This is a genomic window from Cognataquiflexum aquatile (assembly GCF_003316845.1).
In the GTDB taxonomy this organism is placed as follows: Bacteria; Bacteroidota; Bacteroidia; order Cytophagales; family Cyclobacteriaceae; genus Cognataquiflexum; species Cognataquiflexum aquatile.
Window position 1 is genome coordinate 456153 of sequence record NZ_QMIK01000003.1, and the last position, 23940, is coordinate 480092.

A 23940-nucleotide genomic window follows, 5' to 3' on the forward strand; every position below is an offset into this window, starting at 1 on the left:
ATTATTTCCATTTTGGGAGAAAAGTGGGGCAATTTCCCAAAGAGTTTAGCCTTTTTGGAGGATTTTGAGAATTCTTTTTATTTTTTGGAAGACTTTTGAACCTTTTGACCAAAAAAATTCTTTACCACACAAAACCAGTAGGTTTATAGATTTTAATTTTCTTTACAAGAAAATCCACCACAACACCTTATGAAATCATTAATAGTATTGGCTTTTACTCTCCCGGTTCTTTTCCTTTTTTCCTGCGGAAATAAAAAAACAGAAAAACCGGATATTCAAGGAAGATGGCATGCCGAACTGAACCTCACCGGGGACCTTCTCCCATTTGAAATCGGGTTTGTAAAAAAGGGCGAAAACTGGATCATGGAAGCTTATCATGCAGAAGAGGTTTTGAGCTTTGATGAGGTGGTGGTCACAGGTGATTCTATCAAGGTTACTATGGGAACTTTTGACTCTGAAATCCGGGCAAAATTCATTGGTAACAACCTGATAGAGGGAGTGTTCACAAAAAATTATGCAAAAGATTACTTCGTGCCATTCAAAGCTGAAAAGGGTGAAAGAAGCAGGTTTGAAGTGACTGAAAAACCATCGACAGATTTCTCAGGAAAGTGGAAAACAGAGTTTCTCGAGGAAGATGGAGATACCTATCCTGCTGTTGGGATTTTCACCCAAAACGGTGATAAAATCACCGGGACATTTCTTACCAAACTTGGAGATTATCGTTACCTCGAAGGCAACGTATCGGGTAATACTTTTTACCTGAGCACCTTTGATGGCAACCATTTATTCCTGTTTTCGGGAGAACTTCAGGCTGATGGTTCGGTAACCGGACGCTTCCGCAGCGGCCCCAAATCGAAGGAAACTTTTCAGGCTATTCGGGATGAAAATTTTGAACTTCCTGATGCTTTTTCCCTCAATTACCTCAAAGAAGGTTATGATACTTTTTCATTCACATTTCCTGATGTAAATGGAAAAATGGTTTCTCTCGAAGACGAAAAATTCAAAGACAAAGTGGTATTGGTGCAGATTTTTGGGACCTGGTGTCCAAACTGTGTCGATGAAACCAAGTTTTTGGCTCCATGGTATGAGAAGAACAAAAGCAGAGGGGTGGAAATCATAGGCTTGGCATTCGAAAGCAAGCCCGAATTTGACTATGCAAGTGCCAGGGTAAAAAAGACAATCGACAGGCTGAATGCCAATTACACTTTTCTGATCGCAGGGGTCAGTGATAAGGAAAAGGCTTCAGAGGCCTTGCCTGCTTTGAATGAGGTTTTGGCATTTCCGACTTTGATTTATATTGACAAAAAAGGAAAAGTAAGAAAGATCCACACGGGATTTACCGGTCCCGGCACCGGAGATTATTATGACCGATGGGTGGCCGAACATGAAGCTTTGGTGAGTGAGTTGGTGGAGGAGTAAATCAGTAGGCGGAACGCAGTCGCAGCGAGAAGGTGACAGTCGCAGAAGGCAGTTTGCAGTACCGGTTAATCAGATTGTACTGTAAGAAAATACTTCTCTACTTAGAAATAACTTTATTTCTTCCGCTCGATGGTGTACCTGACGAGGCCTTCTAAGGAGTGTTTGTATTCAGAATCAGGGAATTCGGTCAAAAGCACCATTGCTTCCTCAAAATACCTGTTCATGGCTTCATTTGCATAAGCCAAGCCGCCTGACTTCTTTACAAAAGAAATGACTTCATTGACGGATTTCTTATCCTCGTTTTTGTTGCGGACGAGATAGATTATTTTTCTTTTGTCCAGCCAAGAGGCATTATTGAGGGCATAGATTAGGGGAAGTGTCATCTTCTTTTCTTTGATGTCAATGCCCAAAGGTTTTCCGATCTCATCTTCACCATAATCAAAAAGGTCATCTTTAATCTGAAAAGCCATTCCTATTTTTTCCCCGAAAGTCCGCATCTTATCAATGATCTCTCCCGTAGCCCCGGAAGTCGATGCCCCGACAGCACAACAGGAAGCAATCAAGCTTGCGGTTTTTTGGCGGATGATGGTATAATAGACATCTTCTGTAATGTCAAGCTTCCGTGATTTTGCCATTTGAAGCAATTCTCCTTCTGACATTTCGCGTACGGCATTGGAGACGATTTTGAGCAGGTCAAAATCCCCGTTGTCTACGCTGAGCAATAGACCTCTTGAGAGCAAATAGTCACCTACCAAAACTGCGATTTTGTTCTTCCAAAGGGCATTTATTGAAAAAAATCCGCGGCGGTAATTCGAGTCGTCCACCACATCGTCATGTACAAGTGTCGCAGTGTGCAACAATTCAATCAAAGCAGCTCCTCTATATGTTGATTCTGAAATCCCCCCACACATACCGGCAGTCAAAAACACAAACATAGGCCGCATCTGCTTGCCTTTGCGTCGGACAATATAATTAGTGATATGGTCGAGAAGTTTGACCTTACTTTTCATAAAGTCACGGAATTTGGTTTCAAATTCCTCCATCTCTGTGGCGATAGGTGCTTGAATCTGTTTGAGGTCAGGCTTCATAAAACAATAATGCTGCAATAATACAATGGATTCCTAGCAGCACAAAACCCAAGGTAAAATATTACCAAACAAACACCCCAGAGTTAAAAACGTTTTAGGCAACAAGTTCTTTTTCTTTCTACATCCTAAAACGGATTGTAAACACACAATTGTGCGTGTACCAACGTGGTGATTTTTGTTATCTTTGTTGTCCATCAAAATAAGGAAATCCCTTGGCTGATACTTATATCAAACACCAATACGAACCTATTCTTCCCAAAAAGGACGAGTGGCCGGTCGTCAAACTCAGCAAAAACAGGAAAGATTTTATCAGAAAAGTGGCGGATGCCAGTAAAAAATCAGTCCTGGAAATCACCGCAGAGAATATTGACCTACTCAAGGAGGAGCTTGAAACAACGCTTTACCGCGAAAAACTCAGGATGAAGCAAAATCCCTGGGCAGTGGATCCGGATGATGAGAAAGAATTTTGGGGAAAAGTAAAATCAACCATGGTCCAACTCAGCGCAGATGGCAGTTTGACCAAAACCCAAAAGAAGAAGAAATACCTTGAAATTCTCGATGACATTACCATGCGGTATTCGGAAGAAATCGCCAGTAATTTTATCCATTCCCACTATAAAGTTACCCGTAGGATCGTCACTTTTGGTTTTTCCAGGTTGCTGAATGCTGCCCGGGTAAAAGGATTCAAATCAATATTTAGCAATCAATTTAGCCTTCAGGATAAAATCCAGATTGTAGGAGAAACAGACCAAATACGTGAGCTTGCCTCCAAGGGAACGATCGTAATGGTTCCTACCCATTTTTCTAATCTTGACAGCATTTTGATCGGCTGGATTATTTCCGTTTTGGGCTTGCCGCCCTTCATCTATGGGGCCGGATTGAACCTGTTCAACATCAGCATTTTTGCTTATTTCATGAATGCCCTAGGCGCCTACAAGGTTGACAGGAGAAAGAAAAACCTCATTTATCTTGAGACATTAAAAACCTATTCTTCAGAAGCTTTGCAGTTTGGCGTTCATAGTCTTTTCTTTCCTGGTGGCACCCGGTCCCGAAGCGGGATGATAGAGAAAAAACTCAAACTCGGACTCCTGAGTACGGCTGTAGAAGCTCAAAGAGCAAATTTTGAAAGAGGTGAAGATGATGTCAGCGGAAAGATTTTCATTGTCCCTGTTACGATCAACTACCACTTCGTCCTCGAGGCACCAAGCCTTATACAGGAACACCTGGCTTTGACAGGTCAGGAGCGCTATTATAAAGAGTCGGATGAGTTTTCTACCTCCTACAAAATCTCGAAATTTTTGGTCAAGTTCTTTACCAAAGGTTCCGATATCTCGGTGTCTGTAGGAAAGGCACTTGATGTCTTGGGCAACTATGTCGACAATGACGGCAACAGCATAGACCGAAATGGGAGAAAAATTGATACCAAAGATTACTTTCTCTACAATGGGAAAGTTACCGTGGATGCCCAGAGGGAAGAAGAATATACCTATCATTTGGGCAAAAGGATTGTGGAGGAATTCCATAAAATCAACAGGGTTTTCAGCTCCCATTTGGTGGCATTCACTGCCTTTCAGATGATCAAAAGGGATAATAAAAAAATGGACCTCTATAACCTCCTCAGGTTGCCGGAAGAGGATGTGGTGCTCATTTATAATGAATTCAAAGAAGAGTGTCTAAAAGTACTGGGCAAAATCAAGGAACTGGAAGCAGAATCAAAAGTGCAGATTGCGCCGCACATGAAAATGGATATAGACAGCATCATTGATCATGGGTTGGCCAACGTCGGGATGTATCATGCAAAGCGTCCTTTGGTCAAAAACAGCATGGGCAACATAGAAACCCAGGACTTGAATCTCCTGTATTATTACCACAACAGACTTCACGGATATGACCTCGAAAAACTCTTCTAAAGAAAAATCAGTCGGAGTCGTAGGCATGGGAAGTTTTGGGACTGCCATAGCCAATATCCTAGCTGAGAAAAGTAAGGTAATCGCTTATGTCAGACGGGCCGAAGTGGTCGATGAAATCAACCAGAAGCATACCGTCGATGGGGAAGCGATCAATCCGGAAATCCTTGGCACCCAAGATCCGGAGTATTTGTGCCAATCCTGCAATACCATATTCTTTATGGTTCCTTCCTCGGCTTTTCAGGAAGTGATCCGCTCATTTTCTCCTTTTTTATACCCATACCACCTGATCATCCATGGAACCAAAGGCCTTTGCCTGAACCTACCTCCGGGGAAAACCTTGGAGGATATGGGGAAGATCAGCAGGGAAAATATCCTGACCATGAGTGAGGTCATCATGAAAGAAACTGTTGTCGTGAGGGTGGGATGCCTTGCAGGCCCCAATTTGGCAAGGGAACTATACCTAGGTCAGCCTGCCGCTACAGTGGTCGCGAGCAAATACAATGAAGTGATCCTGGAAGGACAACGACTACTCCGGACTGACAAATTCCAGGTGTATGGCAATTCTGACATCGTCGGAGTCGAGCTGAGCGGGGTTCTCAAAAACATCATCGCCATAGCAGCCGGCGCATTAGCAGGATTGGGTTTGGGAGAAAATGCCAAGGGACTCCTGATTTCAAGGGGAATGGTGGAGCTTGTGTACTTGGGAAATGCCTTGGGGGGAAGTCTTAAATCCTTTATCGGCCTGGCAGGGATCGGAGATCTTGTGGCTACCTGCAATTCGACCTTGTCAAGAAATTATACAGTGGGCTACAGATTGGCACAAGGGGAGAAGCTCGATGATATTCTTGACACCATGGAAGAAGTAGCAGAAGGCGTAAACACCATCAAACTCATCAAAGCCTTTGTCGAGGGAACCGGAATGCGGGCCCCTATCACCGAAAACCTATACAAAGTCCTTTTTGAAGACCTTAAGATTGAAGAAGCATTGCAATATTTAATGAAGTATCCATTTAGCGTGGATGTGGATTTTCTTTAGTTTGGTTATTGGATTAAGGGGTTATTTGGTTAAAGGTTAATTGGTTATTGTTTAATTGTAGAAAGGTGAAGTTGGTTTGGTTGGGAGAATATGATTGAAAGTAATCACAAAAGAAGATAAATTGGCAAATTCACCCACAACACTCAAGCGCGGAATTCAAAGATGGGATTTGGTTTTTCTGATCATCAACTCCGTGATTGGGGCCGGGATTTTTGCCTTGCCTGCCAAAGTATTTGCCTTATCGGGAGTATATTCCATTTTGGCTTTTGTGGTTTGTGCTTTGGTCATGGCAGTTTTGATTTTGGTTTTTGCTGAAGTCAGTTCCCGTTTTGAACAGACCGGAGGCCCTTATCTCTATGTTCATACTGCTTTTGGGCCGATTCCGGCATTTATTATCGGGTGGCTGTTGATGCTGACGAGGTTGTTTAGCTATGCCACCCTGATCAATCTGATGGCCTTATACCTTTCTTTTTTTTCTGAAAGCTTCAACCAACCTGAAGTCAGGATAGCCATCATCATTTTCATAACTGCCTTGATTGCCTACTTCAATTGGATTGGGGTGAAAAATACTGCAAGGGTCAGCAATGTCCTGACTGTGGCAAAGCTTTTTCCTTTGGCCATGTTTATCATTGTAGGATTATTTTACATTGATTTTGACCTGATGAAAGGTCAGCCTGTTCCCACATTGAAAGATTTTTCTGCTTCGACCTTATTGTTGGTGTTTGCTTTTGGAGGTTTTGAGGCCGGTTTGGTCAATAGCGGTGAGATCGTCAATCCAAGGAAAAATCTTCCTTTTGGTTTATTGACGGCAGCGGCGGTCATCGCGGGGTTTTACATCCTAATCCAGGTTGTTTCTATTGGAACACTTCCGGATTTGGCCACATCAGAAAAACCACTTGCAGATGCAGCCACTGTTTTTATGGGTTGGTATGGGGGACTCTTCATTACGGTCGGTGCCGTTATTTCCATTTTGGGAACCTTGAATGTGCAGATTTTGAGCGGGTCTAGGTTGCCTTTTGCACTCAGTCAAGAAAATCAGTTGCCAAGGTTGTTTGGAAAAATCCACCCACGTTTTGCGACACCATATATTTCCATTCTATTTTTCTCTGCGCTTGTCGCTTTTGTGGCCATTGTTTGGGGATTTATGAGTTCGTTGGCAGTTAGCGTTATTTCGAGACTCATTCTTTATGCTTTGGTCTGTGCTTCCTTGATCAAACTTCGAAAGAAAAATCCTGAGGGTGACTTTTTCAAAATACCGTTCGGAAACTACTTTGCATTGGCTGGAATTGGGGCCACAATTTGGTTGCTATCAGGGACAAAATCTGAAGAAATCTGGGACACAGCACTTTGGACAGCTTTGGGATTGGTGATTTTTGGGATTCATCATTTTGCCAAAAATATTTCAAAATAATAAGGAATTATTCATACTAAGGACTCTTGATTTAATTCAAGTTTTAAGATATTTGCTGTTGAACCATAAAAGTCCCATCCTATGAAAAAAATCTTCACAACTATTTTTGTCATTACTTTTGCTCTTTCTGCCACTTTTGCCCAAACCAAAACAGTGACCACAGAGAACAAACCTTATTTCACTTCAGGAGGTGAGTGGATTTTCTCCACAGGAACCCTTCAAAACAACAACAACGTACTCAGGTTTTCTCCGGTCATCAACTTACAGACCCTCCTCAATTTTGACAAAAGTGAGTCTTTTGGCTGGTTTACTGGGGTAAATATCCGAAACGTCGGATTCATTTTTGATGAATCGGCTTCGGTCAGAAAGAAAGTAAGAAATTACAATCTGGGTATCCCTTTGGGCATCAAATTGGGTCACATGGATGACCGGTTTTTCTTTGCCGGATACGAGTTTGAAATCGCGATGAATTATAGAGAAAGGACTTTTGTCGATGAAGTGAGGACTGAAAGGTTCAGTGTATGGTTCAGTGACCGTGTCAATACTGTGCAACATGCTGTTTTTATTGGCTATACCTTGCCGAGAGGAACAAGTATCAAAGCCAAATATTACCTAACCTCGTTTTTCAACCAAGGGTTTACCGCCTCGGATGGAGATGGCGGCACTTTCCAACCTTATGCCGGATTGGATGCCAATATTTTCTACGTTTCCTTGAATTTTGCTTTGTTCAAAAAATGGGAATTGGTTGCTTTGGAGGATTGATTTTAATCTGGCCCAAACAAAGAAGCCCCGCCATTTGGCGGGGCTTTTTTGTTTTGAAAATTCTCAAGCCAATATACTTCCAAAAGGTGCATATTGTATCTACACTCAGCCTGTGATGGGGGACAGGGAAAAAACCTTCTTGGGTGAAGATTGGCGAAGGAGCTAAGATCAGTTTTTAACTACGCCTTTTTATTTTTTTGAATTTGTAATTCAATAAACTACAATTACCTTTCGATTAGAGGTTTTTGATTTGTATTCAATTTCAAATTGAATATGATAAAAGGGTGGAATTGCAAATTACATCCAGTCCTAGCATCAGGCGTTTGACTACACCCAGGTGGGGAGAAGTTCTTGATGCCCAAGTTAAAAAACTTAATTCGGGCGTAAAATTCGCGATTGATCAATCTAAAGAAGGCTAAAGGTTATGAATAAGATAATTGGAATTATTATATTAGTGGGAGTTTACTTTTTGGCTAGGGATGTTCTAAAAAAGGTCAAACCAGAAGATAAAGGAGAAGGTATAAAGATCGAAAAAATTAGAACTGGGGGTGGGACTTTGCTTTTACTGCTGTTAGCAATATTGCATTTAGTTACAGATGCTTCCTTTTGCGAGCTTTACCCTGCTTTTTGTGGTCGTTTCCCAAGCTTTTGCGAGAATTTCCCCTTTCTGTGCCGATGATTGTCCCTCTCTACCCTTGTGGACTCTATTTTTCAATAACCTGGGCCGCGGTGCATGGGGATTTGTTTAAGTATAAAAATCAGAGATGCACCTTGCCCGGGGCTAATAATATTTCGCCCACTTCGGGGCTGAATGTTGATAAAGAGTCGGGGATAGAAATTGGAGTGGATAACAAATTCTGTAATCTTAAACTTTTGAAAAAATTCTATTTTGGAACACCTGTGAGGAGGAAGATCCGCCGCGGCGGAACGGATCGGCGCAGGCATTGTTTGCGGATTGGATAGAGTTTTTAACCTAGTGTGGTTTACATTTTGTAGCCTGAATTATACTCATTATTTGTGGGTAACAAAATTCTCGAATTCCCTACCTTAGGGAAATTTTTAATCCATGACACAAGCATCTTCACCATCCTATTCTGAGCAAATACAGACTGCTTATGAATATATCCAAAACCTGTTTCCCAAATCCCCTCAGGTAGGCATTATCCTTGGTACCGGTCTGGGCCAATTGATCCAAAACATGGAGATTGAACTGGAAATCCCATATGATGCCATTCCTTTCTTTCCTGTTTCGACAGTGGAAAGCCACAAAGGAAAACTGATTCTTGGTAAGCTTTCAGGGAAATCTGTTGTGGCCATGCAGGGGAGATTCCATTATTATGAAGGGTACTCGATGAAGGAAGTGACCTTTCCCGTCAGGGTGATGAAAAAGCTGGGAATTGAGCAGCTGATTGTGTCCAACGCAGCCGGTGGCCTCAATCCTGAATATGGGATCGGCGAATTGATGATTATCAATGACCATATTGATCTTTTTCCTGAAAATCCGCTCCGAGGCAAAAACCTGGAGGAGTTTGGAGTACGCTTTCCGGATATGTCTGAGCCTTATGATTTGTCTTTGGTCCAAAAAGGTCTGGAGATCGCGGCTGCAAACGGATTGAAAGTCCATCAGGGAGTCTATGCTGCTGTACAGGGTCCCAACCTTGAAACCAAAGCGGAATACAAATACCTCAGAACCATCGGTGGTGATGCGATAGGGATGAGTACCATCCCCGAAGTCATAGTGGCAAGGCATATGGAACTGCCGGTATTTGCAATGTCTGCGATTACTGACCTTTGCTCTCCTGGAAAAGTCCGCAAGATCAGTCTTGCCGAAGTATTGGCCGGTGCTGCCAAAGCCGAACCTGGAATGAGTCTGATCATTAGGGAAATTGTAAAATCACTTTAATCATTATTTTCTGACGCATTCCATGCTGACAAAAGAACAGGCTGCAATTGATTTTTTGAAGTCACAGATAACGGAATATCCCGAAACTGCCATCATTCTAGGTTCGGGCCTTGGGGGATTGGTGGATGAAATCCAAGTTGAAAAAAGAATCCCCTATTCAAAGATTCCCCATTTTCCTGTTGCAACTGTTGAAGGGCATGGAGGAGATTTGATTTTCGGAAAGTTGGAAGGTGTGGCTGTGTTGGCAATGAATGGACGTTTTCATTATTATGAAGGCTATGAAATGGCCGATGTGGTTTTTCCTTTACGGGTCATGAAGTTGATTGGGATAAAAAAATTGATTGTCACCAATGCTGCAGGAGGATTGAATGAGGACTTTGAGGCAGGGGATTTGATGCTGATTGAGGATATGATCAGTCTTTTTCCTGATAACCCATTGCGTGGAAAAAATCGGGAGGTGTTTGGGCCTAGGTTTCCGGATATGAGCGAACCATTTGATCTAAGTTGGTTAGAAAAAACCAAATCCGAAGCCCTGAGATTGGGAATCAAGCTGAAAACAGGAACCTATATCGGACTGCAGGGTCCAAAGTTGGAAACCAAAGCCGAGATCAGGTATTGTAGGATTATTGGCGGAGATGCGGTAGGAATGAGTACCGTTCCTGAAGTCATTGCCGCCAACCATATGGGCATAAAGGTTTTGGGAATATCCGTGATAACCAATGAAAGTATCCCAAAAGTGGCCAAAGAATTTACCCATGCCGAGGTGATGTCTGTAGCCAATCAGGCAGGTAAGAAGTTGGTGGAGTTGGTGAAAGCTGTTTTGTGAAAATCAATTTTTTTCAAAAGGATCTTATATTGATTGATCCCGATGGCTACCGGGATCAATTAATATCTACCAAAACGTATATAAGCTTTCTTGCTACAAACCTTATAAAACTCGGATTAAAAAATCCTGTGCAGTGGCTATGGACTGTCGACCGTGGTCTGTGGACCGATTAATATTATTGATCAAACCGTCATAATTTCCACTTCTTTTTTGACAAGAAGCTCATCAATTTTGGTTGAATAACTATCGGTGAATTTTTGGACTGTATCTTCGGCCCTTTTGATTTCATCCTCAGAAGCACCTTCTTTTTGAAGTTTGCGAAGGGATTCATTGGTTTCTTTCCTCACGGTGCGAATGGAGATTTTTCCAGATTCACATTCATTTTTGGCTTGCTTCACCAGGTTTCTCCTTCTCTCTTCCGTCATGGGAGGAATCGTCAGGATGATTATTTCTCCGTTGTTTTGCGGTGCAAGGCCGAGGTCAGAGTTGACAATAGATCTTTCGATTTCATTGATCAGGTTTCTTTCCCAAGGTTTGATGGTAAGGGTTCGGGCGTCAGGAGTTGTTACTGAAGCTACTTGTTGGAGAGGGGTGGGAGCGCCATAATAGGCAACCATGATCCCGTCCAACAAATTCGGCATGGCTTTTCCAGCCCTGATTTTTACAAGTTCAGCAGCAGTATGGTTTACTGCTTTTTGCATCAGTTCTTTGGCTTCTTCCAGGTACAGCTGAATTTCTTCCATAATATAATCCGTATTAGTTTGAAGTGATTAATGTCCCTATGTCTTCTCCGATGACTATTTTGTCAAGATTGCCGGGTTTGTTCATATCAAAAACGATGATGGGCAGGTTGTTTTCCTGGCAAAGTGTAAATGCCGTCATGTCCATGATATTGAGATTTTTTTCGTAAGCTTCCTGATAAGAAAGCGAACTGTATTTGGTAGCGGTTTTGTCTTTTTCGGGATCTGCGGTATATACCCCGTCTACCCTTGTGCCTTTCAATACCACATCGGCTTCAATTTCAATTGCTCTCAGAGCGGCTGTTGAGTCTGTGGTGAAATAGGGATTTCCAATACCTGCTCCGAAAATGACAATCCTGCCTTTTTCGAGGTGTCGGATGGCCCTTCTTCTGATAAATGGCTCGCAGACGCTTTCCACTTTGATCCCTGACATCAGTCGGGTAAACATCCCTCCTTGCTCGAGGGCACTTTGAAGTGCCATGGCATTGATCAAGGTAGCAAGCATGCCCATATAATCACCCTGCACCCGGTCGATTCCGGCATTTTCTGCCTGCACCCCCCTAAAAATATTGCCTCCTCCGATGACGATGGCGATTTCTACCCCAAGGTCTTTGACACGTCGGATTTCTTGGGCATATTGTTCGAGTCTTTTGGAGTCAATCCCGTACTTTTTTTCTCCCATCAGCGCTTCGCCGCTAAGTTTCAGCAATATCCTTTTATACTTCATCTTTGGTTTTTAAATGTGAAAAAGAGCTAGTTTAATCTACTTGGTCATTTGATAAATCCGACAAATATAAAGCCTTCCATTAGAAATCTAAACCCATGACTTCTTAAAATTGGATCAGGACCTGATTTTTCTCCACGCTTTGTCCCTTTTTGATTTTGATGGCTTTGACGGTTCCGTCTCCGGGAGATTTCAGGATGTTTTCCATCTTCATGGCTTCAAGGATAAGTACTGCATCTCCTTTCTTCACTTCATCCCCTTCTTTTACCTTGATATCAAAAATCAATCCCGGCATAGGGGCTTTGATTTCCTTAGCGGCCTGTCCATGGAGGTTGTTCATTCCTAATTTTTCCAACAAAAGATCAAATTTATCCTTGAGTTTTATTTCGCAGGGTTTGTTGTTGAGTTTGAGCCTGACAGTTTTGGTTTCGGTATCCAAGCCCACCAATTCTAGGTTAAAGGATTGGTTTTTGTAGATCACATGGTAGTGTCTGTCACGGATTTCTTTGATGTCCCATTCTAGGATATTTCCGTTTACAGCTACCTTTTCTTTTGATTTTTCTACCTCAAAAAGCGAATTCTTGATACTAACTGAATACATTTCCTTTATTTTGCGCTAAAATATACAATTAATCTTTAAAAAGCATTTTCATGGTATTCAATAAACCCAAGGCACTTTTAGCTGTTTCTGTTTTCTTAATCTGGTCCTGTAAAAGTTCAAAACCGGTGGCAGATCCGGCAGAAAATGTTCTTTCAGAAGAATTGACTGAGGCTTCAGAAACAACCGTTCCCTTTGATTCTACTTCGATCAAAGCGTTGATTCCAGTCCTTGAAAATAAGATATCCGCTTATAAAGGTTCAGATACCAGACATTTTGACCTTTTGCACACAGCCTTGGACCTGTCATTTGACTACCAAAAAGAATGGGTAAACGGTGTTGCCGTCCTTACTTTGAAGCCTTACTTTTTCCCCCAGCGGGAACTTGTCCTTGATGCACAGGACTTTGATATCCATGTTTTTTCATTGATTGAAAAAGGAAAAGAAACAGAATTGAATTTCCGGTATGATGGACAGATTGTCACGGCTTATTTACCGCAGACCTACACTGCAAAAGACACCATCCAAGTCAGGATAAAATATACTGCCAAACCAAATGAGAATCCCGAATTGGGAAGTGCAGCCATTACTGATACCAAAGGACTGTATTTTATCAATCCCCGTGGAGAAGACCCCAATAAACCGACGCTGATCTGGACACAGGGAGAGACCGAACACAACTCCAAGTGGTTTCCGACCATTGATTCTCCCAATGAAAGGATGACCCAGGAAATCAGAATGACGGTTGATAAAAAATACAGGACAATCAGTAACGGTCAGCTTAAATCAAGTAAAGAAAATGCAGATGGGACCAGAACCGACCATTGGGTGATGGACTTACCCCATGCGCCTTATTTGGCGGCAGTGATTGTAGGTGATTATGTGGAGATCAGAGACGAATGGGAAGGAATGCCTGTGAGGTATTATGTCGAGAAAGAATTTGAAGAAGGCGCGAAGACGGTGTTTCAACATACACCTGAGATGATTGGATTTTTCTCCAAAATCCTTGGTGTCAAGTATCCTTGGCAAAAGTACGATCAGGTTGTTGTCCGGGATTTTGTATCGGGAGCGATGGAGAATACCACGATTTCAGTTTTCATGGAGGAACTAAACCTTGATGCAAGAGCAGCCATAGATTCGGAATGGGATGGAATCATCGCACATGAGCTTTTTCATCAGTGGGTAGGGGATTATGTGACCAACGAATCTTGGGCCAACCTTACTTTAAATGAAGCCTTTGCAAATTATTCTGAATACCTGTGGTATGAATACAAAAACGGAAAGGATGATGCAGACATGCACCATATTTCTGAAATGGAACAGTATTTTGAGGAATCCAAAGAGAAACAGGTTGATTTGATCAGGTTTTACTATGACAATTCAGAAGACATGTTCGATAGTCACTCCTATGCAAAAGGAGGGAGAATTCTCCATATGCTTAGGAGACATATCGGGGATGAGGCTTTTTTCGAAGCTATTAAGCTTTATTTGACCAAACACGCGTTTTCAAGTGTAGAAGTACATGACTTGAGAATTGCCTTCGAAATGGTTACAGGTCAGGACTTGAATTGGTATTTCAATCAGTGGTTTCTAGGTTCAGGTCATCCGACATTGGATTATGAGGTGGATTATAGCCAACCGGATAACTTACTCCTGACGATATCACAAAAGCAGGATTTAACCCCCACACCTTTATATAGGATTCCTTTTAAAGTGAGTTGGTACCACGAAGGGAAGAGATATGAAAAAGAATTTGTATTGGACAAAGCTTGGCAGCAGTTTGCCGTCGAAAACAAAGTTCCCGTAACTGAATTGTATGTGGATGAAGCCTTGGAATTGCTTGCTGAGAAAAAATCTTCAAGGGGCGCTGACCATTTCAAAAAACAGTTTAGTATTTCCAAATTGGGAGTGGCAAGATTCGAGGCATTGGATAGCCTGGCTAATACTTATGCAGATGATCCGGAAGTTGCCTCACTTGTTGGGAGAGGATTGAAAGATCCTTTTTGGGCAATCAGGGAGGCTGCCATCATGCACATTGCCCAGCATCCTGATTGGTTATTGGAGATTTCAGGTCTCGAGGAAAGCCTTTTGGCAATAGCGGAAACTGATCCAAAGAATACGGTAAAGCAAGGTGCCATTGAAATGCTGAGTTTGTTAGACCCTGATAAATATTCTCCTTATTTCATTAAATGGATGGACCATCCTTCTTATTATGTTGCGGGGGCAGCATTGGCAGCTTATTTGGAAAATGAAAACAATGCCGATAGGGGAGAAATGGCGGCAAAGTTTGAATCCGAGAAAAGCATCAGGTTATTAGTGCCCGTGGCTGAATATTACATCACCAATCTTATTCCAGGCAAAGCAGATTGGTTCAATTCTGTTTTGAGCAAACAGACAGGAGAATCGCTTTATTATTTTGTGGGATACTACAGCGAATATTTTGTTCAAAATCCGGGAGAGGGAAAAGAAACTGCCATTAATAATCTGTATAAAATAGCTAAAGAAAACAGTTCCAATTTTGTTCGCATAGGAGCCTTTATGGGTTTATTCGGATTCATTGATGAGCCCGGAGTTTTGGATAAGGCCAAAGAATTATTTTCACTGGAAAAGGATGAGTTAGCCAAAAGATATGAGGAATTTTTCCTCTCCCAATACCTTGAGAAAAATTAAATCATTGATTTTTATGGTATTAAAGTCGGTCTTCAAAAAATACTTTGAAATTTTCAGACATAATTTTGAATGTTTAGGAAAAGGGTATAATTTTGCCATCCGTTAAGAATACAAAAACCCAATTTGGGTTAATTTCTTAGCAAAAAATCAGTTGGGGGAATACCAAAGCGGCCAACTGGGACGGACTGTAAATCCGTTGACTTATGTCTTCACAGGTTCGAATCCTGTTTCCCCCACAAAGTGTGAATTGCAAAATATTTTATTACTTTTGCACAGCATTTTCAAAAGCGGGAGTAGCTCAGTTGGTAGAGCGGCAGCCTTCCAAGCTGCAGGTCGCGGGTTCGAGCCTCGTCTCCCGCTCTATGCTTTTAATAAAGCAGAGCGAATGTTACCAGCCGACGTAGCTCAGGGGTAGAGTACTTCCTTGGTAAGGAAGGGGTCACGGGTTCAATTCCCGTCGTTGGCTCTGAAACATTGAAAAATTAAAATAATTTATAACCTTAACTAAAACAGAGGATTTTCACGCATGGCAAAAGCAACCTTTGACCGTTCAAAACCGCACGTTAACATCGGTACGATTGGTCACGTAGACCATGGAAAGACAACTTTGACTGCTGCCATTACTACAGTTTTGGCGAAAAAGGGTCTTTCTGAATTAAGAGATTTTTCTTCCATCGATAACGCGCCGGAAGAAAAAGAAAGAGGTATTACTATCAACACTTCTCACGTAGAATATTCTACAGAGAAGAGACACTACGCTCACGTAGATTGTCCTGGACACGCTGATTATGTAAAAAACATGGTTACAGGTGCTGCTCAGATGGACGGTGCTATTCTAGTAGTAGCTGCCACTGATGGACCTATGCCTCAGACAAGAGAACACATCCTTCTTGCACGTCAGGTAGGTGTACCTGCCCTTGTTGTATTTATGAATAAAGTGGATATGGTGGATGATCCTGAGCTTCTTGAGCTTGTGGAAATGGAAATCAGAGAACTTCTTTCATTCTATGATTTTGATGGCGATAACATTCCTGTAATTGCTGGTTCGGCTCTTGGTGCACTTAACGGTGATGCTAAGTGGGAAGCTACAGTTATGGAATTGATGAATGCTGTTGATGAGTTTATTCCAATCCCTGAGCGTTTGATCGACAAAGATTTCTTGATGCCTGTAGAAGACGTATTCTCAATCACTGGACGTGGTACTGTTGCAACCGGTAGAATTGAAAGAGGTGTAATCAACTCTGGAGACGCTGTTGATATCATCGGTATGGGTGCTGAAGGTTTGAAGTCTACTGTTACAGGTGTTGAAATGTTCCGCAAGATCCTTGATAGAGGTGAAGCTGGTGATAACGTAGGTCTTTTGTTGAGAGGTATTGAAAAATCTCAAATCAGAAGAGGTATGATCATCTGTAAGCCAAACTCTGTGAAGCCTCACGCTCACTTCAAGGCTGAAGTTTACGTTCTTTCAAAAGAAGAAGGTGGACGTCATACACCATTCTTCAACAAATACCGTCCTCAGTTCTACTTAAGAACTACTGACGTAACTGGAGAAATCATGCTTCCTGAAAACGTTGAAATGGTTATGCCAGGTGATAACGTAACTATCGAAGTTAACTTATTGAACAAAGTTGCACTTGAAAAAGGTCTTCGTTTCGCTATCCGTGAAGGTGGTAGAACCGTAGGTGCCGGTCAGGTGACTGAAATTCTTGACTAATAGTCGTAGAATTAATAAAATCTCAAATGCGATCCTGAATAATTTTTAGGATCGCATTTGTATCTCATCCCATTTCTGACTACCTTTGCGTTCCTTTTGGGGACTTAAAATTCTACGGGCATAGTTCAATGGCAGAATAGCGGTCTCCAAAACCGTTGATGGGAGTTCGAATCTCTCTGCCCGTGCACAAAATGTAGTAAACCATGAATATTAAGAGTTTTGTTATCGAATCAATCGACGAAATGAAAAACAAGGTCACTTGGCCTTCGTATTCGTTTTTGCAAAACAGTGCTGTTTTGGTAATTGTCGCATCTCTCATTTTTGCTCTTGTAATTGGAGCGATTGACTTGGGATTCGAGAATCTAATGAAATGGTTTTACGATCTATTCTAATTGAATAATACTGATGGCTGAACATAAGTGGTACGTACTTAGGGTGGTAGCCGGGCAAGAGAAAAAAACCAAGTCTTACTTGGATAATGAAATTGTCCGTCAAAAACTTGAGGAATTTATTCCTGAAGTCTTAATACCCTCCGAAAAAGTTTACGAAATGCGTAATGGTAAAAAGAGAGTGCGTGAAAGAAATTTCTTTCCCGGCTATGTTTTGATCAATGCGGATTTGACTCACGGTGAAGCCAATCACGTTATTACAAGTATCCCGGGTGTTATCGGTTTCTTAGGTTCTAACCAGGGGGGAGCTTCCAAAACCCCTGAGCCATTGCGCCAGTCTGAAATCAACAGAATCTTAGGACGAGTTGAAGAGATTGATGAGTTTGCCGTGAAGCTTGATACACCATTTATAGTTGGAGAGACAGTCAAAGTAATGGACGGTCCTTTCAGTGGTTTCTCGGGTATTATTGAAGAGGTGTTCGAAGACAAGAAGAAATTGAATGTTATGGTCAAGATCTTCGGTCGAAACACACCGGTAGAATTAAACTTTATACAAGTAGAAAAACAAGATTAAGAAATGGCTAAGGAAATCACAGGTTATGTGAAATTACAGGTGAAAGGTGGCCAGGCAAATCCATCACCTCCGGTTGGTCCGGCTCTTGGTTCCAAGGGTCTGAACATCATGGAGTTCTGTAAGCAATACAATGCCCGTACCCAAGATAAAATGGGTCAGGTGTTGCCTGTTTTGATTACTGTTTTCTCTGACAAAACATTTGAATTCGTAGTAAAAACTCCTCCTGCTGCAAATATGTTGCTTGAGGCTGCGAAGGTAAAAAGTGGTTCAGCGGAGCCAAACAGAAAAAAAGTAGGTTCTGTTACCTGGGATCAGGTAAAAGAGATTGCTCAGGTGAAAATGCCTGACTTAAACGCTTTCAAAGTGGAATCTGCCATGAAAATGATTGCAGGTACCGCTAGAAGTATGGGTATCACTGTTTCGGGTAAAGCGCCTTGGGAGGTATAATAATACAAATATGGCTAAGTTAACAAAAAAGCAAAAAGAAGCTCTTTCTAAGTACGACTCAAGCCAGCTGTACTCCCTAGAGGAAGCTTCTTCTATCGTCAAAAAAATTACCAGCTCAAAATTTGATGCTTCTGTTGATATCGATGTCCGATTGGGCGTTGATCCAAGAAAAGCTGATCAAATGGTGAGGGGTGTCGTGGCGTTGCCACATGGCACCGGTAAGGACGTAAAAGTATTGGTGTTATGTACGCCTGACAAAGTAGAGGAAGCTAAAGAAGCTGGTGCTGATTATGTAGGTCTGGATGACTACATAGCTAAAATTGAAGGCGGTTGGACTGACGTTGATGTCATCATAACCATGCCTAACGTCATGGCTAAAGTAGGTAGACTTGGTAGGATTTTGGGACCTAGAGGCTTGATGCCTAATCCAAAATCCGGTACAGTTACTTTGGAAGTTGGAAAAGCTGTCAAAGAGGTAAAAGCAGGTAAAATCGATTTTAAAGTTGACAAATTCGGTATTATCCACGCTAGCGTTGGTAAAGTTTCTTTTGAGCCTGAAAAAATCCAGGATAACGTAAAAGAACTTATCAATACGATCTCTAAGTTGAAACCATCTTCTTCAAAAGGAACATATTTCAGGAGCATTCACTTGTCAAGTACACAATCTCCGGGAGTAAAAGTAGATAAAGGAAGTTTTCAAGGTATTTAATCATGACTAGAGAAGAAAAATTAGAAATAATCGACGGTCTTACCGAGAAGTTAAAGGAAAATCCCTACTTCTATATCACTGACGCTTCAGGGTTTACAGTGGCACAGGTAAATGCCTTCAGAAGAGCTTGCTTTGAAAAAGGTGTCGAGTACAAAGTTTTCAAAAATACGCTTATCAAAAAAGCGCTTGAAAACCTAGATACAGATTACACCGAATTTTCAGAAGTGGCTTTAAAAGGATTCTCAGGTATTATCTTCTCCAAGGAGAGTGGTAATCTTCCTGCAAAAGTAATCCTAGATTTCAGAAAGAAACTTGGAAAAAAAGAAGTGAGACCTTTGTTCAAAGGCGCCTCGATAGATTCAGGAATTTTCTTGGGTGAAGATCAGTTAGACATGCTGTCTAATTTGAAATCAAAACAAGAGCTTATTGGAGACATCATCGGACTTCTTCAATCTCCTGCCAAAAACCTTATCTCTGCCCTTCAAAGTGGACAGAATACGTTGGCAGGTCTTGTTAAGACACTTTCTGAGAAAGAATAAAATTTACAGTTATCAAATCAGTTAAAAAAAAATCAACAATTTAAATATTAATACAATGGCAGATCTTAAACAACTTGCTGATCAGTTAGTAAACTTGACTGTAAAAGAAGTAAAAGAATTGGCTGATATATTGAAGGACGAATATGGCATCGAGCCTGCAGCTGCTGCTGTTGCTGTTGCTGCTCCTGCTGGTGGTGCCGGTGCCGGTGCTCCTGAAGTAGAAGAAAAGACCTCTTTCGATGTAATCTTGAAAGCTGCTGGCGGTCAGAAATTGGCTGTTGTGAAGCTAGTGAAAGAATTGACCGGTCTTGGCTTGAAAGAAGCAAAAGAATTGGTTGATGGCGCTCCTAAAGCTGTAAAAGAAGGTATCGCTAAAGACGAGGCTGACGCTTTGAAGAAGTCTCTTGAAGAAGCTGGTGCTGAAGTAGAGATTAAGTAATTTGAATAACCTTTCCTTCTAGGCAAAGGTTAAGCAATAGGACCTGACTACATAGTCAGGTCTTTTCCTGTTTGTGCACAGGTAATAAATTGTACTATTCTAAGCAAAAATTGTCGCATTTAGTTATTCATTATCACTAAAACTTATACTGCCTTGGCTATCCAGAATCAAACCGTAAGGAAAAGTTTCTCATCTATTAAGGTAGTCAAAGACTATCCGGATTTCTTAGATATCCAATTACAATCTTTCAAAGACTTTTTCCAATTGGATACTCCCGCTGAAAGAAGAAGACAAGATGGTCTGTTCAAGGTATTTTCTGAGAATTTCCCAATATCGGATTCCCGGGAAAATTTCACCCTTGAATTTATTGACTACGCAGTCGATCCTCCTAAATATAGTGTGGAGGAATGTATCGACAGAGGTCTGACCTATTCTGTCCCTCTCAAAGCAAAATTACGACTTCTCTGTCACGATGAGGACAACGAGGATTTTGAAACTATCGAGCAGGAAGTTTTCCTTGGGAATCTTCCATACATGACAGAAAAGGGTTCATTCGTAATCAATGGAGCAGAAAGGGTAATCGTATCCCAGTTGCATAGATCACCGGGTGTATTCTTTGCACAAAGCAAACATACCAATGGCACCAAACTATATTCAGCCAGGATTATTCCTTTTAAGGGTAGCTGGATTGAATTTGCTACTGACATCAATAATGTCATGTATGCCTACATTGACAGAAAGAAGAAATTCCCCGTAACTACTTTGTTGAGAGCCATCGGTTTTGGTTCAGATAAAGAAATCCTAGATCTTTTCGGTCTTTCCGAAGAAATCGACGCAACCAAAAACAACCTTAAAAAAGTGTCAGGCAGAAAACTTGCCGCAAGGGTACTCCGCACTTGGGTTGAAGATTTCGTAGATGAGGATACAGGGGAAGTTGTTTCAATTGACAGAAATGAAGTTTTGTTAGAAAGGGATTCCATTCTGACAGATGAAGATATATCATTGATTTTGGACTCAGGCGCTAAATCCATCATCCTTCATAGGGAAGATGTGAACGTAGCGGACTTTTCCATTATCTATAATACGCTCCAAAAAGATAATTCTAACTCTGAAAAAGAGGCAGTTGAAGTTATCTATCGTCAATTAAGAAATACTGAAGCACCTGATGAGGCTACTGCCCGTGAGGTTATTCATGGTCTTTTCTTCTCTGACAAGAGATATGATCTTGGTGAAGTTGGTAGATACAGAATCAATAAAAAATTGGGATTGCAGATTGATCCTGAAAAAATTGTATTGACTACTGAGGATATCATCAGCATTGTAAAGTATTTGATAGGATTGATCAATTCTAAAGCTGTTGTCGATGATATTGACCACTTGAGTAACAGGAGAGTTCGTACAGTTGGAGAACAGTTGTACAGCCAATTCGGCGTTGGTCTTGCCCGTATGGCGAGAACAATAAGAGAAAGAATGAACGTTCGTGACAATGAAGATTTCAAGCCTGTTGACTTGATCAATGCACGTACATTATCCTCTGTCATCAACTCCTTCTTTGGTACCAACCAACTTTCTCAGTTCATGGACCAGACCAATCCACTTGCAGAACTTACTCACAAGAGAAGGTTGTCAGCATTGGGTCCGGGAGGTCTTTCAAGAGAAAGAGCAGGATTTGAAGTCCGTGACGTTCATTACACACACTATGGTCGTTTGTGTACTATCGAAACTCCTGAAGGTCCAAACATTGGATTAATTTCCTCTCTTTGCGTTCATGCCAAAGTGAACTCTATGGGTTTCCTGGAAACTCCATATAGAAAAGTGAAGGATGGTAAAGTAAGCATGAATGCCAATGATATTGTTTTCTTGACTGCAGAAGAAGAGGATGACAATAACATCGCACAGGCAAATGCTCCATTGGATGCCAATGGAATCTTTATCAATGAAAAAGTAAAAGCAAGATTTGAAGGCGATTTCCCGGTGTTAGAGCCAAAAGAAATCAGCTATATGGATGTTGCTCCCAATCAAATTGTATCTGTAGCAGCTTCTCTGATTCCATTCTTGGAGCATGATGATGCCAACCGTGCTTTGATGGGATCTAACATGCAACGTCAGGCAGTACCATTATTGAAGCCGGAGGCCCCAATTGTTGGAACAGGCTTGGAAGCGAAAGCGGCCACTGATTCAAGGTCATTGGTATTGGCTGAGGCTGATGGTGTCGTGGAATATGTGGACGCTAGCAAAATCACCATTAAGTATGACCTTACTGAGGATGATCTTTTGGTCAATTTCAGCGATGAGTATAAGACTTATGAATTGGTGAAATTCAGAAGAACCAATCAGGACACAACTATTAACCTGTCTCCTTTGGTTTTGAAAGGTGAGAAAGTAACAAAAGGTCAGGTACTTGTAGAAGGTTATTCTACCAATAAAGGTGAATTGGCCCTCGGTAAAAACCTGATGGTCGCTTACATGCCTTGGCAAGGATATAACTTTGAAGATGCGATTGTAATTTCTGAAAGGGTAGTAAGGGAAGATATTTTCACTTCAATTCACATCGAAGAATTCCAACTTGAAGTAAGAGATACCAAAAGGGGTGAAGAAGAATTGACTTCTGAAATTCCAAACGTTTCTGAAGAGGCAGTTAAAAACCTTGATGAAAACGGTATCATCCGAGTTGGAGCTGAGGTAAAAGAAGGGGATATCATCATCGGAAAAATCACACCAAAAGGTGAAACTGATCCGACTCCTGAAGAGAAATTGTTGAGAGCAATCTTTGGTGATAAAGCAGGTGACGTAAAGGATGCTTCTTTGAAAGCTTCCCCGTCATTGAATGGTGTGGTAATCGAAACCAAACTATTCTCAAGACCTAAGAAAGACAAAGACCTTAGAGCTAAATCCAAAGCAGAGGTAGAAAAACTTAAAGGGAAGTATGCAAAAGACCTTTTGGGAATCCGTGCGAAAATGATCAACAAGTTGGTCACTCTTCTTGACGGGAAAACTTCTCAAGGTATTAGACATAAGTTCGGTGATGAGATCATCAGTAAGGGAGTTAAGATCAATTTGAAAAATATTGAGCAAAATCTCTTCCCAGCAAAAAACCCTTACAGAGATGAGTCTAACTACAATGTTTCTGAAGAGGCTAACCTTATTTCTGATATCATCCTTGATGATTGGACTGAAGATGCACATACCAATGTGTTGATCCAAAAACTGGTCAAGAACTACGTGAATTCTAGAAATGAAATATCAGGTAGATTCAAGAGAGACAAATTCACACTTGAAGTAGGTGATGAACTTCCTGCAGGTATCGTTCAGCTTGCTAAGGTTTATGTGGCCAAAAAGCGTAAACTGAAAGTAGGAGATAAGATGGCGGGACGTCACGGAAACAAAGGTATTGTAGCCAGAATCGTAAGAGAGGAAGATATGCCTTTCTTGGAAGATGGTTCCCCGATGGATATCGTACTCAACCCACTTGGTGTACCTTCAAGGATGAATATCGGTCAGATCTACGAAACCGTTCTTGCTTGGGCAGGTATGAAGCTTGGAAAGAAATATTCTACTCCAATTTTTGACGGTGCTACCATGGAAGAAGTGTCCCACGAATTGGATTTGGCAGGTTTACCTTCCTACGGCAGAACTTATCTTTATGATGGGCTTTCAGGTAAGAGATTTGATCAGCCGGTAACAGTTGGTATCACTTATATGTTGAAACTTGGTCACTTGGTGGATGACAAGATGCACGCAAGGTCTATCGGACCATATTCTTTGATTACGCAGCAACCTTTGGGTGGTAAAGCCCAGTTTGGTGGTCAGCGTTTTGGGGAAATGGAAGTTTGGGCGCTTGAAGCATTTGGAGCATCACATGTGTTGCAGGAAATTTTAACTGTGAAATCTGATGACGTGGTGGGTAGAGCCAAGGCGTATGAGGCGATCGTAAAAGGTGAAAACCTTCCTAAGCCAAATATCCCTGAATCATTCAACGTATTGGTTCACGAGCTAAGAGGTCTTGCACTAGAAATTACCCTTGATTAATAAAATTTCAATGG

Annotated in this window: 20 protein-coding genes and 4 tRNA genes; 20 read left to right on the forward strand and 4 right to left on the reverse strand. The window is 41.5% G+C overall.

Translation table 11 applies throughout. The annotated features are described in order from the left end of the window. The first annotated feature begins 189 nt into the window (after positions 1-189). Positions 190-1419: a peroxiredoxin family protein gene (locus tag DQW11_RS10780; RefSeq protein ID WP_113924077.1), complete on the forward strand. Its 1230-nt coding sequence runs from the start codon at positions 190-192 to the stop codon at positions 1417-1419. A gap of 113 nt (positions 1420-1532) precedes the next feature. Here the strand turns inward: DQW11_RS10780 and DQW11_RS10785 are convergent, their stop codons facing one another. Then, positions 1533-2507, reverse strand: a complete 975-nt coding sequence (locus tag DQW11_RS10785; RefSeq protein ID WP_113924078.1) for a polyprenyl synthetase family protein — start codon at positions 2505-2507, stop codon at positions 1533-1535. 212 nt (positions 2508-2719) lie between these two features. On the opposite strand from DQW11_RS10785, the gene DQW11_RS10790 reads away from it, so the two are divergent. The 6 genes from DQW11_RS10790 to DQW11_RS10825 all read left to right on the forward strand — a co-directional run bounded on the left by DQW11_RS10790 (position 2720) and on the right by DQW11_RS10825 (position 10355). After that, complete coding sequence (locus DQW11_RS10790; protein WP_113924079.1) at positions 2720-4417, forward strand: 1-acyl-sn-glycerol-3-phosphate acyltransferase; 1698 nt, start codon at positions 2720-2722, stop codon at positions 4415-4417. Further along, positions 4395-5453 (forward strand): NAD(P)H-dependent glycerol-3-phosphate dehydrogenase, encoded by a 1059-nt coding sequence (locus tag DQW11_RS10795; protein ID WP_113924080.1) that lies wholly within the window; start codon positions 4395-4397, stop codon positions 5451-5453. The genes DQW11_RS10790 and DQW11_RS10795 overlap by 23 nt, the downstream gene beginning before the upstream one ends. 121 nt (positions 5454-5574) lie before the next feature. Beyond that, entirely contained in the window at positions 5575-6864 is a 1290-nt protein-coding gene (locus tag DQW11_RS10800; RefSeq protein ID WP_113924225.1) for an APC family permease, read from the forward strand. An 81-nt stretch (positions 6865-6945) separates the two neighbouring features. Further along, positions 6946-7626 (forward strand): hypothetical protein, encoded by a 681-nt coding sequence (locus DQW11_RS10805; RefSeq protein ID WP_113924081.1) that lies wholly within the window; start codon positions 6946-6948, stop codon positions 7624-7626. Between the two features lie 1066 nt (positions 7627-8692). Then, a complete protein-coding gene (locus tag DQW11_RS10820; protein WP_113924084.1) occupies positions 8693-9529 on the forward strand; it encodes a purine-nucleoside phosphorylase in 837 nt (278 codons plus the stop codon). Positions 9530-9551: 22 nt separating this feature from the next. Beyond that, positions 9552-10355, forward strand: coding sequence for a purine-nucleoside phosphorylase (locus DQW11_RS10825; protein ID WP_113924085.1), 804 nt, complete (start codon positions 9552-9554; stop codon positions 10353-10355). Positions 10356-10537: 182 nt separating this feature from the next. On the opposite strand, the gene frr is transcribed toward DQW11_RS10825, so the two are convergent. The 3 genes from frr to DQW11_RS10840 form a co-directional block, all read right to left on the reverse strand. Further along, complete coding sequence (gene frr / locus DQW11_RS10830) at positions 10538-11098, reverse strand: ribosome recycling factor (protein WP_113924086.1); 561 nt, start codon at positions 11096-11098, stop codon at positions 10538-10540. A 13-nt stretch (positions 11099-11111) separates the two neighbouring features. Continuing rightward, positions 11112-11822 carry a UMP kinase gene (gene pyrH, locus DQW11_RS10835; protein ID WP_113924087.1) on the reverse strand — a complete coding sequence of 237 codons (711 nt, stop codon included), beginning with the start codon at positions 11820-11822 and terminating at the stop codon, positions 11112-11114. Positions 11823-11925: 103 nt separating this feature from the next. Then, positions 11926-12420 carry an acetyl-CoA carboxylase biotin carboxyl carrier protein subunit gene (locus DQW11_RS10840; RefSeq protein WP_113924088.1) on the reverse strand — a complete coding sequence of 165 codons (495 nt, stop codon included), beginning with the start codon at positions 12418-12420 and terminating at the stop codon, positions 11926-11928. Positions 12421-12470: 50 nt separating this feature from the next. Between DQW11_RS10840 and DQW11_RS10845 the strand changes: the two genes are divergently transcribed. From DQW11_RS10845 to rpoB, 13 genes are all read left to right on the forward strand, one after another. Continuing rightward, positions 12471-15086: a M1 family metallopeptidase gene (locus DQW11_RS10845; protein WP_113924089.1), complete on the forward strand. Its 2616-nt coding sequence runs from the start codon at positions 12471-12473 to the stop codon at positions 15084-15086. A gap of 153 nt (positions 15087-15239) precedes the next feature. Next, positions 15240-15322, forward strand: a tRNA-Tyr gene (locus tag DQW11_RS10850). A 51-nt stretch (positions 15323-15373) separates the two neighbouring features. After that, positions 15374-15446 (forward strand) — tRNA-Gly (locus DQW11_RS10855). Positions 15447-15480: 34 nt separating this feature from the next. Beyond that, a tRNA-Thr gene (locus DQW11_RS10860) sits at positions 15481-15552 on the forward strand. Between the two features lie 60 nt (positions 15553-15612). Further along, the gene (tuf, locus tag DQW11_RS10865; protein WP_113924090.1) at positions 15613-16800 is read left to right on the forward strand and encodes an elongation factor Tu; all 1188 of its coding nucleotides are present in this window, start codon (positions 15613-15615) and stop codon (positions 16798-16800) included. Between the two features lie 114 nt (positions 16801-16914). Then, positions 16915-16985 (forward strand) — tRNA-Trp (locus DQW11_RS10870). An 18-nt stretch (positions 16986-17003) separates the two neighbouring features. Continuing rightward, positions 17004-17192 (forward strand): preprotein translocase subunit SecE, encoded by a 189-nt coding sequence (gene secE / locus DQW11_RS10875; protein ID WP_106566657.1) that lies wholly within the window; start codon positions 17004-17006, stop codon positions 17190-17192. 13 nt (positions 17193-17205) lie between these two features. Further along, the gene (gene nusG / locus DQW11_RS10880) at positions 17206-17763 is read left to right on the forward strand and encodes a transcription termination/antitermination protein NusG (protein ID WP_113924091.1); all 558 of its coding nucleotides are present in this window, start codon (positions 17206-17208) and stop codon (positions 17761-17763) included. A 3-nt stretch (positions 17764-17766) separates the two neighbouring features. Beyond that, complete coding sequence (rplK, locus tag DQW11_RS10885; protein ID WP_113924092.1) at positions 17767-18210, forward strand: 50S ribosomal protein L11; 444 nt, start codon at positions 17767-17769, stop codon at positions 18208-18210. A 10-nt stretch (positions 18211-18220) separates the two neighbouring features. Beyond that, on the forward strand, positions 18221-18919 hold the full coding sequence (gene rplA / locus DQW11_RS10890) for a 50S ribosomal protein L1 (protein ID WP_113924093.1): 699 nt from the start codon (positions 18221-18223) through the stop codon (positions 18917-18919). Positions 18920-18921: 2 nt separating this feature from the next. Continuing rightward, complete coding sequence (gene rplJ / locus DQW11_RS10895; protein WP_113924094.1) at positions 18922-19458, forward strand: 50S ribosomal protein L10; 537 nt, start codon at positions 18922-18924, stop codon at positions 19456-19458. Between the two features lie 55 nt (positions 19459-19513). Beyond that, entirely contained in the window at positions 19514-19897 is a 384-nt protein-coding gene (rplL, locus tag DQW11_RS10900; RefSeq protein ID WP_113924095.1) for a 50S ribosomal protein L7/L12, read from the forward strand. A gap of 153 nt (positions 19898-20050) precedes the next feature. After that, positions 20051-23926, forward strand: coding sequence for a DNA-directed RNA polymerase subunit beta (gene rpoB / locus DQW11_RS10905; RefSeq protein ID WP_113924096.1), 3876 nt, complete (start codon positions 20051-20053; stop codon positions 23924-23926). Positions 23927-23940: the final 14 nt, after the last annotated feature.